This is a genomic window from Roseibacillus ishigakijimensis (genome assembly GCF_016595415.1).
Lineage (GTDB): Bacteria > Verrucomicrobiota > Verrucomicrobiia > Verrucomicrobiales > Akkermansiaceae > Roseibacillus > Roseibacillus ishigakijimensis.
Map to the genome: position 1 here is coordinate 1 of NZ_JAENIO010000039.1, position 14,445 is coordinate 14,445.

Annotated in this window: 12 protein-coding genes; all 12 read left to right on the forward strand. The window is 52.4% G+C overall.

Annotation, left to right across the window (positions count from 1 at the left end):
* The first annotated feature begins 505 nt into the window (after positions 1–505).
* Positions 506–679 carry a hypothetical protein gene (locus tag JIN78_RS13340; RefSeq protein ID WP_200392481.1) on the forward strand — a complete coding sequence of 58 codons (174 nt, stop codon included), beginning with the start codon at positions 506–508 and terminating at the stop codon, positions 677–679.
* Positions 680–688: 9 nt separating this feature from the next.
* Positions 689–883, forward strand: a complete 195-nt coding sequence (locus JIN78_RS13345) for a hypothetical protein (protein WP_200392482.1) — start codon at positions 689–691, stop codon at positions 881–883.
* Positions 884–897: 14 nt separating this feature from the next.
* Complete coding sequence (locus JIN78_RS13350; protein ID WP_307833004.1) at positions 898–1,134, forward strand: efflux RND transporter permease subunit; 237 nt, start codon at positions 898–900, stop codon at positions 1,132–1,134.
* A 6-nt stretch (positions 1,135–1,140) separates the two neighbouring features.
* Positions 1,141–1,299, forward strand: a complete 159-nt coding sequence (locus JIN78_RS13355; protein ID WP_200392483.1) for a hypothetical protein — start codon at positions 1,141–1,143, stop codon at positions 1,297–1,299.
* 976 nt (positions 1,300–2,275) lie between these two features.
* The gene (locus JIN78_RS13360) at positions 2,276–2,752 is read left to right on the forward strand and encodes an IS3 family transposase (RefSeq protein ID WP_200392484.1); all 477 of its coding nucleotides are present in this window, start codon (positions 2,276–2,278) and stop codon (positions 2,750–2,752) included.
* Positions 2,753–2,809: 57 nt separating this feature from the next.
* Complete coding sequence (locus tag JIN78_RS13365) at positions 2,810–3,187, forward strand: integrase core domain-containing protein (RefSeq protein WP_200392485.1); 378 nt, start codon at positions 2,810–2,812, stop codon at positions 3,185–3,187.
* A gap of 227 nt (positions 3,188–3,414) precedes the next feature.
* A complete protein-coding gene (locus JIN78_RS13370; protein WP_200392486.1) occupies positions 3,415–6,882 on the forward strand; it encodes a PKD domain-containing protein in 3,468 nt (1,155 codons plus the stop codon).
* Positions 6,883–6,889: 7 nt separating this feature from the next.
* Complete coding sequence (locus JIN78_RS13375; RefSeq protein WP_200392487.1) at positions 6,890–9,889, forward strand: hypothetical protein; 3,000 nt, start codon at positions 6,890–6,892, stop codon at positions 9,887–9,889.
* Between the two features lie 33 nt (positions 9,890–9,922).
* Positions 9,923–10,864 carry a hypothetical protein gene (locus JIN78_RS13380; protein WP_200392488.1) on the forward strand — a complete coding sequence of 314 codons (942 nt, stop codon included), beginning with the start codon at positions 9,923–9,925 and terminating at the stop codon, positions 10,862–10,864.
* Between the two features lie 20 nt (positions 10,865–10,884).
* Positions 10,885–11,979, forward strand: a complete 1,095-nt coding sequence (locus JIN78_RS13385) for a tail fiber protein (protein ID WP_200392489.1) — start codon at positions 10,885–10,887, stop codon at positions 11,977–11,979.
* A gap of 3 nt (positions 11,980–11,982) precedes the next feature.
* Positions 11,983–13,194 (forward strand): tail fiber protein, encoded by a 1,212-nt coding sequence (locus tag JIN78_RS13390; RefSeq protein ID WP_200392490.1) that lies wholly within the window; start codon positions 11,983–11,985, stop codon positions 13,192–13,194.
* Between the two features lie 5 nt (positions 13,195–13,199).
* Positions 13,200–14,438, forward strand: coding sequence for a phage tail protein (locus tag JIN78_RS13395; protein WP_200392491.1), 1,239 nt, complete (start codon positions 13,200–13,202; stop codon positions 14,436–14,438).
* Positions 14,439–14,445 lie beyond the last annotated feature (7 nt).

The following is a 14,445-nucleotide window of genomic DNA, read 5'->3' on the forward strand; positions in this document are numbered from 1 at the left end:
GCGCACCCGGGCTAGACGGAACAGCAGTGTCACCACCACCGCTCCCAAAAGCATGGGCAGCCAAAAGTCCGAGAAGATTGTTCCAGCCAGCGCGAGCAGCGAGAGCCAGGCAAATCCTTTGAGGTAGGGAATAGGGTTCACGAGTCGTTGGGGGTAAATATTTAGTCGAGCATCTTGCCCAGCACGCAAACCACCGCCGCCCCCAGCATGGCATAGCCAATCACCTTCAAGCCTGAGCCCACAGGCTCAGTATCGGTGACGGGGGGCGGAGGAGTCACCGGCTTCGGTGGCGGCTCCTCTTCACAAGAAGCCAGCAACAGGAACACAGGCCCCACAAGCGTTGGAAGCCAGCGGCGAAAGGAACGGGGCGAGTCAGCAGCCCACCCGGTAGTTATTAATTTAGAGGTCATAAATCAGTTTTCAGTTCAAAATGAAAAGGCCTGCTCGATTGAGCAGGCCTCAGGGTTCCGGATAGAGAAAAAGCTACACACTTTCTCGATCTATTATGACACGTGGAGTGGGGAAATTGCAGGATGCTTTTTACTCCATCGTCGGCGTGGCCAAGCGGCAGTATGGCAATGGACCGGCCGTCATTAAGCGCACCGACCGCCGCCGCTCTATCAAGATCACCGCCGGTGTCGATACCGAGACCAACGCCAACGAGGTGGTGGGGCGCTAGACGCACGAGGTGCTTGCCGAAATCCCGCAACGTTTTACCAGTGTGAGCTGGGCATTTGAGGGCGAGCAGGAAGTCCAGGTCAACTCGGCGCGCGAGATTGGGGTGGGCTTTCTCGGGGCCCTGGTGATGACGTATGTGCTCATCGCGGTGCCGGTGAAGAGCCCTATTTCCAGACCCTCATCATTCTCAGCGTCATCCCCTTAGGACTCATTGGGGGAATCCGGGGGCATGGCCTCCTGAGGATGGATCTTTCTATCATGTCCATGGTCGGCTTCGTGGCCTTGGCCGGGGTGGTGGTCAATGACTCCCTGGTGCTGGTGGAGTTCGTCAACCGTCATCGCGAGGAACTGGGTTCCGCGCGGGCGGCGGCCGTGCAAGCTGGGGGACGGCGATTCCGCGCCATCCTGCTTACTTCCCTGACCACCTTCGCCTGCCTCTTGCCCATGTTGGCGTAGCAGGACATGCAGGCCAAGTTCTTGGTGCCAATGGCGGTCTCGCTGGGCTTGGGCATCATCTTCGCCACCGTGATCACCCTCTTTCTGGTGTCGGCGGTCTATGTCGTGCTTGACGACGGGCGGCGGGCCTTGCGCTGGTTGGGGCGGAAGGTGATGGGATCGTAATCGGGCGCAGGTGGCAGTGGGGGCAGGCAATGAGTTCGACTTTGTCCAATTTTGCTAGCGTTTCATGCGAATGCTTGGCGCCAGAGCCCACGATTTCACCGTTCTCAGGTAGAAGGTGGGTGAGACCTTTGAATTCGCTTTGACGGAAGAATTCGAAGAAAGTCGCAAAGGGCCATCTGTTTCGGGCTGATACCAATGAAAGGATGAGGCTGACCCGCAGCGCATTTTCTTAGCAAAAAGGTCCCCTTATGTGACCAGATGAAGACTTGAGTTGGTGTGATGTCGTTATTTTGCCTTGGGATCTTGAGAGGTCTCCTTTCTCCACGCGTCAGGGGATAAAAACAGAATGTTGATTGAACGACCCTAGAGAGCGGAGGCGGCAGGAATCCGTGATGGATACAGGAAGAATCTCTCCTGTTTTCTTCGAAGTGACTCAGTGCGAGGAATAGGTGAGCGTCGATTTTTCTTGTGAAGATCGTATTGCGTCAATGAAGCTTTCCAAGCGGATTTCATCGCGGCCGCAAACGAATAGGGGACATCAGAGGAAGCCCTGGCGTTCTCCCCAAAATTTGAGCCATCTGTTATGAGCGTCCCCGGCGTCAGCCGGGTCTATGACTCTCATGAAAAGAAAAAGACATACCCCAGAACAAATTGTGAAAAAGCCCTGCACTGCCAGTGAGGAGGTCGGACGAGGAAAGGAAATCGGCGAAGTGTGCCGTCAGCTCGAAGTCAGTGAAGCCACCTTTCATCGATGAAGGAAGCAATACGAGGTAGCGCAGATGAAAACGGTGAAGCGTCTCAAAGAGCTCGAAAAAGAGAACTCTCGACTCAAGAAGCTCGTCGCAGAGCAGGCCTTGGACATGGAAATGCGCAAGGTAATCAACGCAAAAAAGTGGTAGGCCCGACCCGCCGAAGAGAAGCTGTGAACCATCTTCGAACCACTTTTAAAACCAGCGAGCGTAGGGCCTGTCGAGTGATGAATCAGCCACGAGCAATTCACCGCTATCGAGGGATGAAGCAAGCGTCAGACGCTCCTCTGGTCAAGGCGATCAGAAGTCTAGCGATGCAGAAACCTCGTGCGGGCTACCGCACCGTGACCAAGTATCTCCGCCGTGAGGGCTGGGAGGTGAATTTGAAGAGAGTTCACCGCGTTTGGAAACAGGAGGGGCTGAAAGTGCCTATGAAGCCTGCCAGAAAGAAGGCGCGAGGAAGCTCCGCGGGTTCGACTCAATTGCGCAGAGCTGAGGCCGCCGATCACGTTTGGAGCTACGACTTCATCTTTGATCAAACCGCCGATGGTAGTCGACTGAAATGGCTGCCCATTTTAGATGAATATAGTCGTGAACTTATGAGTTTGAACGTGGCCCGTTCGATGACCGCGCAAGACGTCACCGAACAGCTCGACAGGCTGGTCGCGCTGGCGTGGTGCCCCTCAGTTCATCAGGTCAGATAACGGCCCGGAACCGAAGCGAAGCGAAGATGGACAGGAGCGAAGCGACGTGTCCGAACGGTGAGCTTAGCGAATCAATTCGTCGCGAATGCGATTCAGAGATGGATTGAGGAGCGAGGATTCACGACCCTGTTCATCGCCCCAGGAAGTCCTTGGCAGAATGCCTACAGCGAAAGCTTCAACTCCTGCTTTCGAGACGAGTTTCTCAATGTGGAGCTCTTCACGAGCCTACTGGAAGCCAAAGTTCTTGGCGAAGAGCATCGCTACCAATACAACCATCAAAGACCGCACTCATCGCTGGGAGATTTGACTCCAGCGGAGTTCGCGGGTCGCTGTGCTTTTGCCTCCGGCTATCTCCACTCCGTTCCGGTTCCGCTGCGGCCTCCGGCCTTCGCTCCGAAGCCCAGCGACGACTTAACCCCTAACAAACTCTCATAAGAGCTGGATCAAAGAATGGGGGCATGGCACCATTTTGGGTGATAAGTGTGGGCCGGCAAGTGTTGTTCTAACTTGTTGTTTTTATTTTGGTTGTGATTTATTTAATGAAGTCCTTAGTGTAAGGTGAGCTAATTGTGTCAAGAATGGTGGTGCTTTGTTCTTTTCTAAACTGATGCGTTGTGATTTCTTTGAGTTACGTGAACAACGCAAATTGCTAAAAGGGGATGATGAGATTCAGGAACGCTTGGATAGTGTTGGCGGCAGGGATTCTGTCGGGTGTTGAGGTCAATGGCACGACACAGAGTTTGAACCTGGAACAAGGCTGGAACCTAGTGACGATTCAGGTGCTGCCCACCGACCCAACACCCGGGGACGGAGTGCTGACTTCCCAAGATGTTTTCGGTTCAATCGCTGGACTCCGTTCGGTTTGGTCTTTCGACAATGAGACGAAGAAATGGTCGACCTATCGAAAGCCGGTCGATCAGAATGATGCTGCCGCCGCTGAGCAGAATGCTTTGCCGGGGGTGGGAATATCATCAGTTGCTTTTGGGAGTTCCTTTTGGATTGAAATGGCGACCAATGCAAATGTGCAGCTGCAAGGAGAAGTTCCTTCGACTGCACCGGCAGTCGAACTCCACGCTGGATGGAACTTGATAGGGATTCCCGTCGCGGGTCCTGAATCTTTTCAGACCCTATCCGAACAGGTTCCTTTGGTGTCTGCGTTGGCTTTGCAAGGTTTTGATTACGATACGGTCTTGCAGTGGCAGGCAGATGCTCCAACAGCACCGGGATATAATGCCAACAAATTTGGAACAGCGGAAAACAATCGAAATGAAGAAGAGTTCCAATTTTTGGAGGTCAATCGAGGATATTGGGTCAACGTTACCGAGCCTCAGACCATTCTACCCTCGCTTCTCACGACGGCGAGAGGGGACACCGACTTGCCGCCAATCGGGAATTTTCCCAATGGACCTGAGGACGTCAGCATCAGTGGAGATGCAAGTCCGGTTGCAGCACGCGACCAAACTAAGATTGTCTTTTTTGAGGACGAAGATGTTCAGTCCCTAAGTTTCTCAAACGAAGGGGGTGGGTTAATGCTATGGGAGGCTGAGTGGGTTCCAGATGGTGAGGTTTCGGAAGAGCCTTGGATGTCGCTAGCCTTTGAGCAAAGTGAGCAAAGTAGTGATACAGCCCTAACAGGTGTCACGACCGTTGAGACTGAGTCAATCCATCTCCGGCTTAACCGGAAAAACCTAACCAAGGGGAGTTACACCGGGACTTTGTATCTCCGAACCAGTGCTGGAGACAAAGCTTTTGAGGTCACAGCCAACGTGGGTGGTCTCAAAGGTGAATGGAAGGGATTTGCTGTCATCAGCTCAGTCAATGGCAAGCGAAATCCTGTGCCAGACATCGATCTGAATCTCAGTTTTTACGAGGATGGTGTGACTTCAGGGCTTCTTCGAGGTGCGATAGATGCCTCGCAGTCAGCTCTTTGGCCGGTTGATGTTCAGTTGATTGGTTATGTAACGGGAGCGACAGGAAATGGCTTCCAGCTTGGAGGGGCTTTCCTTCTTCCTCCCGGGGATCAAAACCAGCAACCATTCGATGTCTGGGATGCAAGTGCCACGGGGACTGATGTTGACTGGAATGACGATGGTTTCAATCCATTGGACCGTATCAATCCGTTCCCGTTCCCCATCTATCGAAGCGTCGTGCTAGAGGGAGAATTGGTGACTGCCAACCCGGTCGATGACGAAGGATATCGTATCGAGGGAACCTATCGAGAGGTTGTTTACGGAATGTTGCGCGAACCAATCGAAATGGAAGGTCGTTTCCAGATCGATCGGGTGAGTCCCACCCCATTCGACTCCCTTCAAGAAGCTGTCGTAACGTCTGCGAGCATGGGAACAAGTCCCATCGCCACGGGACCAAAACCGGGCACAATCGTCTTCGGAACAAACGCAACGCGAACGCGGACTGTTACTATCAATTCTGACCTCTTATTGAATGATGTCAGAGTGTCCTTCGACCTTAGGGCATCCGGATCCAACTCGCTCGCGAGCACAGATATTCAGATTGAGCTGGAAGCTCCCTCAGGTGAACGGTTGGTGCTTCATGATGGTTCTGCCATCGATCCAGCCTCATTGCGTCAGGCCTCTTATCCCGGTAGGTTAACTCCACTTGGAACGAGTCCAGACCTTGCAACTTTCGTTGCTACTGTGAGTGACACCAGCGGAAACTGGGATGTGATTTTTACCAATAATTCAGGGCAAACAATCATTGTGCAGGACGTTTCCGTCGTTCTGGTCGGACAGCCCATTGTCGACATCCATGGTCGGGTCACAAATGCGAGTGGAGGCGGTCTCGAAGGAGCTGACATTTCGCTCACCGGCCTTCCTTTCTCTCAGGTGTTTAGCGGTATAACCGATTCCAACGGCGAGTTTGTGCTTTCAGGGATTCCTGCCATGCCAGTCAATCTCTCTGCATTTCTTCCCGGTCATGAAGGAGGAAATTCGATTGTGTCCTCGCAACTCATTCCGCAATTTGCTGGCCCTGCTTCCAATGATGAGGAAGCTCGATTTGCCAGCCGTTTTCGGGCGATGCCGGCTGTGCCAGTAGGAACGCTAGGGGTTCCGGGATTTGATTCCAGCGGAACGAGCAGTTCGCCATTCGTCATTGAGTTGATTCCGGAGCCCGGGCCAGTTGAAATCGATGCCTTTCCCGACTACGGCTTAGCCCATCTGGAGGTTCAATTCACGGCTCTCCGCGCCACTTCTGCAGTGAGTTGGGATTTTGGGGACGGAAATTCTGGTTTCGGATCGTCTCCCCGTCACTCGTATTCTTCGGCGGGAGTCTATACCGTTTCAATGAACCACGCCGGAGGAACTGAGACTCGCGAAATTGTTGTTCTCCCCTCGCCAGGGGAGACACCCGCAGATGCGGAGGAGATCGGAGGGTCAAGCTATGCTTCTGCAGGGAACTATGACTCGTTCATCTTTCAGCCCCGATTTTCTGGAGGTGGTAGCCTGCCGGCTGGTGAACTGAATCCAACATCAGTGACTCCAGAAGACTTTCCCGCAATTTCTCCGGGTGTGGAGTTGGTCATGGTGCAGCACGCTTATGCGGCGAATGCTGACATTGATCTCGCTCCGAAGGTCTCAGGTCCCAACCAAGATTTTGGGAGCGATAGCTTTGCGTCTGCTTTGCCCGGCGATTCCGTTCTCAATAATCAGCCAGGTCCGGGGAACGGTTTTTCGATTCCCTTACCCCTTGAAGACGCGAGCTTGGCGACTCCTGCACCAATTCATGACCCGGGTTGGGCATACGAAGATCATAATTATCTCATCTGGCCCCGAAAGTGGTTTCTCGACAATGACGGAAATGGATTTTTCAGCACAGGAGATGAAGACCTTGCAGGGATCACAGCCTACGATAGCAATGATTCATCCTATGAGTTAATGCGTGGGACTGGAGGGTTCGGAGGCCCGTTCACCCAGTATCGAATGGCCTGCAACATAGGAAGCACCATCATGCCAGTCGGGATTTCCGGTGCCTCGGTTAGGAGCACGGATGCCGATCCTGTCACATCTCCAGCTCTTGAAGCGGGGCCGACTCATGCAGGACTGGCCCGGAATCTCCATTTCCAGCTCAGCACCAATCTACTGGTCCTTCCTCAGCAGAACTCCCAACCCTAACTCCGCCATGTCCAGTCGTAATATCACTCTTTCTCTGGCAACCGTCCTACTTTCTGTCTCGCCAGTTGCGGCAGATTTGGATTCTGCCTTTGCCGACCTCAAAGAAGGTCGTTCCTACCGTAATGACCTTCGTAATCAGCTGCGCGACACGATGGTCGATAAGTTTATCGGGATTGGTTTTTCAGCCAAACCCCCTGCCTTGCGTGACGCGATTGATGAAGCGATGGTGATCCGTAACTCTTCTGGCGTTTCTAACACCGAGAGCAAGCAGGCTTGGTATATCGCTAACGAGGGACTGGAAGCAATGCTCTATGGTTACCTCTCTGCCGGAAATCGTGATCTTCTCAAAGGGACGCGACTCTCATTTCCCAATTCAGAAGACGATAGTGACAGTTTAGGGTATTCAGAGAGTCGAAATGAGCCTGTGGGATTTTTCGAGTTTGCTCCTTCGAACGATAAGTCCCTTCAAGCTCTTTACTACTCCCAACTCTACTTTCTGGAGGGGATCAAGGAGACCTTGTCATTTCTACAGGAAGATACCACCGGAGAAATTCGCGGCACGGATCTGAATGAGTTTCCTGTTTTGCCGTATTACACGCGATGGAATGAGACTGACTATCTTCCTCACCCTCGCTTTGAAGACGCTGACTTTAACGATGCTGACGACCAGCCGAGTATGACGGCTGCCGCGTTATTGGGAAAGAATGTCCGTCGCTATGGGGGAGCGGTCACCACTATCGGCGACAAGTTGTGGCGAGCTGCTCACTTTCATCCAGGCGTTGCCAACGACCGGGAGGGACTATTGGGAGAAGCATCTGAGCATCTCCGGTGTCACATGCATGCCCAGTTTCTGGCTTCCTTGCCGCTGGCAGCAACGTTGGATGATGGTTTGGCGAGTGAGCCGGACAGCAACGGGAATGTCGTTCTCACCAACAATGAATATCAAGAAGTGAGCGCTGACATCGTGCGCACGAATATCACCGCCTCCCAAATTCTCGCTGGAAGAATCACCCGAGGGGAAAGACCCAAACAAGTTGACTTGGTTCCTCGGTGGGATCGGGACACCGTCAACAACAAGCTGGCTTCGGTGGCTAGCTTGAAAGCGACCACGCAACAAGCCTGGTCCGATGCCCGAACCGCCATCCAGCAGAATGATTCTGCAGTGGTGAATGCCGCCAATGATCGGCTGCTTCGTCGTGATCGTTACAAATTCCGGCTGTGGCAAATTACGGGGATTCATCCAGATAGTCAGGCGGAGTTCCAGAACCTCAATACCGAAGAAGGGAGAGATGCTTATCTTCAGTTTGTGCAAGAATGGGTGGAGGCAAAGACGGTCAGCTTTGATGCGGCTGACTCTTGGCATACCCAACCGCTATCGGGATTTACTGACCCAGTGAGCGGCACGTCACCGACGGATGTTTCGGATATGGGTTTGGCTGCATTGAGAATGATGCAGGCATTTAATGAGCTAAAAGTTGCGAAATCACGAATTGATTCTATTCCTCAAAGAATAGCCATTGAGGATAACAGAAATAATTCGGTTAATCAGATCGTCACTGATCAAGGAATTCAAGTCGCGGCCTTAGATGTGGCAGTTGCCACTGCTGATTTTGTTAGAGTAAGCGTCTGCGCTTGTGGGTTGGGATCCGGAGTGCAGACCGAATATAACGCCAAAGCTGTAACCGAGGCTGCCCAGGCAGTTATAAGGCAAATGATCAATACTAATACGACGACGGGAATCAACAATGCCAATTCAAAGGCAACCGTTGAAAACCTCCTTATCGAACAGGGGATTCTCATTGAGCAACTTCCTTCAACAGTTATCCAGGCTCAGCTCGCGGTTTCTGAACTCCAGCGGCTTTATGCTGAAGCTGAGCAATTGGTCGAAGATTTCGAGTATCATCAGGATTCCACCGGAAGTCTTTGGTATAATGATCCGGAGCTCGTCTTTGAGCAGGAAGCCGCCGAGAAGCGCTATCAAGATCTCGTTCGCACTTATCAAGTTGAGCTCTACATCTTGGCGAAAATGCTGGAAAAGGCTTGGGTCGAGCCCTACGAAAACCCTGTGCTGAACGCGGTCGGCGCTTATGAACAGTTCGCTGCGGACCCACGGTTCGATCTTTTTCCGGATGCCGAAGCTGTATTTTCAGTGGGAAACCACGACCAGACTTCTGACTTCTGGGACGCATTGAAATCGTGGAATAATTATCTCTTGTCTCGCCGAGGTTCGGTTTCGGGAGGTCGCTCGACCAATATTGGCAATGCGATTGAGGTCTCCCTGCGGCAGCATATTCTAGGGCTCAATGATCTCACTTACGATCAGCCCGCAGGGTCGGGGAGGTTTGGAATCGATCCGGTTCTTCGAAACGAAAATATTCGTCGCTTCCGCTCCTACATGCTGCGCCAAGCCGAGCAGGCGTCCGCAGAGGGATTGGAACTCCGCATTGATTTTCCTGTCAATCTGAATCAATTGATTGAGGTCGATGGATTGGGCAGCCCACTTTATCTCTTTGGTTCAGCAGGGGTCTCAAATGCCAATATTTGGAATCGTCGCCTTCTTGGGGTGGGGACAGAAATTGTCGGACACAATGTGACTCAGGGCCAGCCGACGAAGCCCAATCGTTTTCCTGCTTCTCTCTATCTTCATGGAACTGTGTCTAGAGAAGGCAAGTTCCTTGATAGCATTTACACCCAAAGCAATCGAACCATCCGGACAGATCTCGCCCTCTTCCAGAACGATCCGCTTGACCTGACCGTGACAGGCTCGAATGCCATCTTCGCGGTCGAGGACTATGAGGTAACAGCCAATAATCTGCAGCCCGATCCAGGATTCAATCCTCAGATGCCGCTCATCGAATGGCCGTTTGCTTGCGATAATGTGGTCTTCGTTGTGCGCCAGGGAAATGCCTCCTTCAACTGGGAGAATATTGACGACATCCTTTTCTATATTTTCTGGGAAGCCGGACCTCCCGTTTCAACCGGAAGCAACTATGATTGGCCGAACTAAATTCTCCTGCAAACCATTGGAATTCTTCAAATCATGAAACATTCACTATTTTTAATGGCCCCAGCGCTTGGCCTTCTGGTTCCAATTCTTCACGCTCAGACGACAGGCGTCCCCGAGCCGGGAGTGATTGTCTACGGCAAGGTTTTGGCTAGCGATGGCACCTCGACCCTTCCGGCGACTTCGCTGACGGTCGTGACCAGTTTTCAGCAGAGCGAGCCATTGAAGTCGGTCACCGTGCCTACCACCGTTGGTTTGGGAAAAGAAGGGGCGAGCTACTATGTAGCTCGTATCAATTTTGGGAATATATCAGTTGTGGGTGGAAACAATCAAATTCAAGGAAGTGCGATCCATTTTGATTACCCAGCGTCACCGACTGGATACACTTTGAGACTACCCAGCAGTAGAGTGACCTCCGATGGTCAAAATAGCCCCGTCTCGGTTCCTAGCCCGCAGGTTGCTACTTTCACGTTTCCAGAAAACTCTTCGGGCGAAGAAGGGAGGGGACAAATGGTGCGGATGGATTTGTTGACTAATATCGATGCCCCGGTGGGAACTTATGAATCTTGGGCGACTGCGAATGGATTGGACCCCAATTCCGCCACTGGTATGCGCACGGCAGATGCGGACGGGGATAAGATGACGAATGAGGCGGAGTGGACTTTTGGAACAGACCCTCTGAACCAAAATAGCAATGCGGCTCTTCATAAGGTCGTGGTCAGCATAGAGTCCGTGGCGGGACAACCGGGACAAAAGAGGATTCGCTTCACTCCGAAGTATTCCGACGGCTCGCGAACTTATGAAATCCACAAGAGCACTGATTTGGGTCAGAGTGATCCTTTTGCGCTCACCACCCCAGCAATCCCGATTAGCGATGGGGATGAGATTATCTCCAACATTTTTGAAGGAGTTGCCCTTGATAGTGATGCTTCGGATCCAGAGGCCTTCTACCGGATCGAGGCGAGTTTGAATGAGTGAGAAACTCTATTTACAATTCCATGAAGAGACACGCGAAGCTTCTTCTTTTGTTATTGGCCGGAGACGTTGCAGCCACCCCTCAGCTTTTGCCTTTCCAAGGCCATCTCACGGATGCGGGAGGCAACGCCATTGCAGACGGGGCGAAGGTGGTGCAATTCAAAATCTACGACGCTCCAGTCTCTGGAACGGCAGTCTGGGCGGGAGAGGTGCATAAATTGTCGGTCAACGGCGGGCTGGTAAACACGATTCTTGGAACAAAGACGGCATTCTCGGAGACCTATTCAGGGGGAGCTAAGGTGATGTTCTCAGAGCCGCTGTATCTGGAAATTACGGTCGATGCAGATGGCAGCGAAACCATCACTGCGGCAGACCCTCCACTACTTCCAAGACAGGTCCTGCTTCCTTCCAATTTTTCCCATGTCGCGATGAGTGCGGAAACGGTGGAAGGGGTGGACTTGGTCGATGATGCGACGGGGACCCTCTGGCCGACCGTGTTGAAAGAAAATTCGATTTTAGCGGTTCACTTGGCCGATGGGTCGGTAGGGGCTGGGGAGATTTCTGACGATTCGATTACAGAGGACGATTTAAGTCCCGCTCTACGGCAGCGGCTGAGCTTGGGGCTCATCCCACCAGGCACGATTGCTCCTTATTCCGGCGACGTCGCACCTCCCGGGTGGGCACTGTGTTACGGGCAGGAAGTGAGTCGAATCAGTCCAGATTACGTCGCGCTTGAGGGCATTATCGGTGATGGCCGCTTTGGTTTAGCTGCTGACCCTGCGAGTGATTTCAAGCTGCCGGATCTTCGTGGCTATTTTCTCCGGGGTGTGGATGGACCGGATGGTTCTGCAGGAGATCGCGATCCTGATATTCGCAACTTTCAGGGACCCACAGCTTTAGGGACGTTCGTAGGTTCGGTTCAATCGGACGAACTTCAAAGTCATTCGCACGGGTATTCGGACCATCGGACTGGGGGCAATCCGAGTGCGGGAAACCCCAGTGAAATTGGGGGCGGAGTAACTTATCCTCGCTACTATGCAAGCTCGACAACTCGGGCCGCAGGAGGTTCTGAAACTCGTCCGATCAACATTGCTGTCAACTACATCATAAAACTCTAGAGAATGAACACGACAACGCTTGTAACGACAGGTTTCTTGGGAGTCGCTATTGGGGGATTATTACTATTAGGGTTTGGTAATAGTCAGGCGCAGAACACATTATTGCCCTTTCAGGGCCATCTGACCGGAGCTGATGGGCAGCCGGTTGTAGATGGAGCCAAAGTAGTACAGTTCAAGATGTATGACGCCCCGGTATCGGGCACGGCGGTCTGGGCGGGGGAGGTGCACAAGCTTTCGGTAAACGAGGGGCTCGTGAATACGATGCTCGGCACCAAAACCTCCCTGTCGGGAGTCGATTTCTCCAACTCGACTTATTTGGAAATCACGGTTGACGCCGATGGCGATGGAGCCATAACGGCGGCTGATCCACCCTTGCTCCCGCGTCAAGTGATCGTCCCTGCGGTCTTCGCGGCCGAAGCTGCGAATTCCCGGCTCGTTGAAGGGGTCGATATGTTGGATAATGGAGCTCTTAATCCCGCAGTCGTCGCGGACGGCTCGTTTCCACTGGCCAAGTTGACAGATGATGGTGGAGATCCTTCTCAAGGCTTGCTTGCTGAGCACATCGCTTCGGGAGCTGTGACTGGGGATGAGATTCGCGATCAAACCATCACTTTGGATGACTTGGCCGAGTCCGTAACGGAACTGCTCAACCTCGGTCTCAATCCTGCCGGGTCCATCACGGCTTTTGGTGGCGCGGCAGAGAATGTTCCAGATGGATGGCTTCTCTGTGACGGCACGGCTCTCGATAGCGACGATTATCCGACCCTTCACCAAGCCATTCAAACGGCTTGGGGAAATGGGACAACAGGCCCCGGGGCCACTCCGGGTGAGACGGATTTCAATTTGCCAGATTTACGAGGAAGATTTTTGAGAGGAGTCTCGGGCGAATCTGATAGAGATCCTGACAAGAATTCACGTGTGGAAATCCGTGCGGGAGCCAATGCAGGAAATTTTGTAGGTTCTGCTCAGCTGAGTCAAATGCAAAGCCATCAGCATTTCATAATGAACGGAACCTTAAATTCAAGTGCATCTGGTAAGCTCGTCGGTCAGACAAATGCTCCTTATCTTTCATTGCGCATGATCAGTAATAGTGCCTCCAGCAACTATCAGCTTACGGGTAGCGGGGGAATTCCTGACCGAGGTCTTACGAATTCGGTTGGCGGAGCCGAGACGCGTCCAATAAACGTTAATGTAAACTACATCATTAAGTTTTAGAATCGATGAAACGTATTTTGCTGAATACCTGCTTCCTATCTCAACTGTGGGGTGGATTTTCCTCCGCCGAGCAGCTTCTACCCTTTCAGGGCCATCTGACAGATGCTTCTGGAACGGCCGTTGCTGATGGTTCGAAGTTGGTCCAATTTAAGATTTACGATGCGCCTGTGTCTGGAACTGCGGTCTGGGCGGGGGAGGTTCATAAGCTCTCGGTGAACGGTGGGTTAGTGAATACGATACTGGGCACAAAGACCGCGTTTCCCGAGACTTATTCAGGCGGGATCAAAGTGATGTTCTCGGAGCCATTGTATCTGGAAATCACGGTGGATGCTGACGGGAGCGAGACGATTACCGCTGCAGACCCACCCTTGTTGCCAAGACAGGTGCTGCTCCCGGCAAATTTTGCTCATGTGGCAATGAGCGCAGAGACGGTTGAGGGGGTGGATCTGGTTACCGATGGTAAATTAGCAATGAGTGCGATTGCCGATGGCGGCATACCGGCAACAAAGATTATGGATGGTTCGATTTTGGCCCGTCAGATGGGCGAAAATTCAGTGGGGGCTGAGCAGATCCAAGAGAATGCGGTGTCTGGAGAAATGGTCTTGGATAGTTCGATCGATAGGCAAGACCTTAGTGCGCTGATTCAAAAGCAGCTCGATACTCTGAATCCTCCGGGTACCATCATTGCCTATGCGGGAGACATCGGGGCGGATACGGGAGTACTGCTTGAGCCTGTTCCGGGCTATCTCTTTTGCAACGGTGCGGTCATTACCGATGATCTGGAGAATGGAAAATATGCTGCCCTACTGAACGCTCTCGGTTCTAAATGGGGGGACGGGCAGGATACCGATGTTCCGCAAACGGTGAATCTCCCGGATTTGAGAGGAGTGTTTTTGAGAGGGTGGAGTGCTGGTGCATCCGACAGTTTTGTGGATGAGGGCCGGGATAGTCAACGATATTCGAGGTTCTCAGGAGGAGCTACAGGAAACCTAGTCGGCTCTTTTCAGCAGGATGCGTTTGAAAGTCATGGTCATTCTATTTCAGGACAAACAAGTAAGCTTTATCCTGTTGCTATAGCAGGAGCATTTAGTCAACCTGGAACCTATACTCCTATGCAACAACAATACCATGGATCCGGTGCAGCTCAGTTTTCTTATGGGCCGAATGTGATAAGTGCCAATAGCGTAGGAGGTTCCGAAACTCGTCCTAAGAATGCCAACGTTGGCTACCTAATCAAATACTGAGTAAAGA

Bases quoted from the DNA above. Each gene is read 5' to 3' on its own strand.
- JIN78_RS13355 (WP_200392483.1), top strand. From the start codon at position 1,141: ATGCAGGCCAAGTTCTTGGTGCCAATGGCGGTCTCGCTGGGCTTGGGC.
- JIN78_RS13340 (WP_200392481.1), top strand. From the start codon at position 506: ATGACACGTGGAGTGGGGAAATTGCAGGATGCTTTTTACTCCATCGTC.
- JIN78_RS13390 (WP_200392490.1), top strand. From the start codon at position 11,983: ATGAACACGACAACGCTTGTAACGACAGGTTTCTTGGGAGTCGCTATT.
- JIN78_RS13360 (WP_200392484.1), top strand. From the start codon at position 2,276: ATGAATCAGCCACGAGCAATTCACCGCTATCGAGGGATGAAGCAAGCG.
- JIN78_RS13375 (WP_200392487.1), top strand. From the start codon at position 6,890: ATGTCCAGTCGTAATATCACTCTTTCTCTGGCAACCGTCCTACTTTCT.
- JIN78_RS13395 (WP_200392491.1), top strand. From the start codon at position 13,200: ATGAAACGTATTTTGCTGAATACCTGCTTCCTATCTCAACTGTGGGGT.
- JIN78_RS13385 (WP_200392489.1), top strand. From the start codon at position 10,885: ATGAAGAGACACGCGAAGCTTCTTCTTTTGTTATTGGCCGGAGACGTT.
- JIN78_RS13370 (WP_200392486.1), top strand. From the start codon at position 3,415: ATGAGATTCAGGAACGCTTGGATAGTGTTGGCGGCAGGGATTCTGTCG.
- JIN78_RS13380 (WP_200392488.1), top strand. From the start codon at position 9,923: ATGAAACATTCACTATTTTTAATGGCCCCAGCGCTTGGCCTTCTGGTT.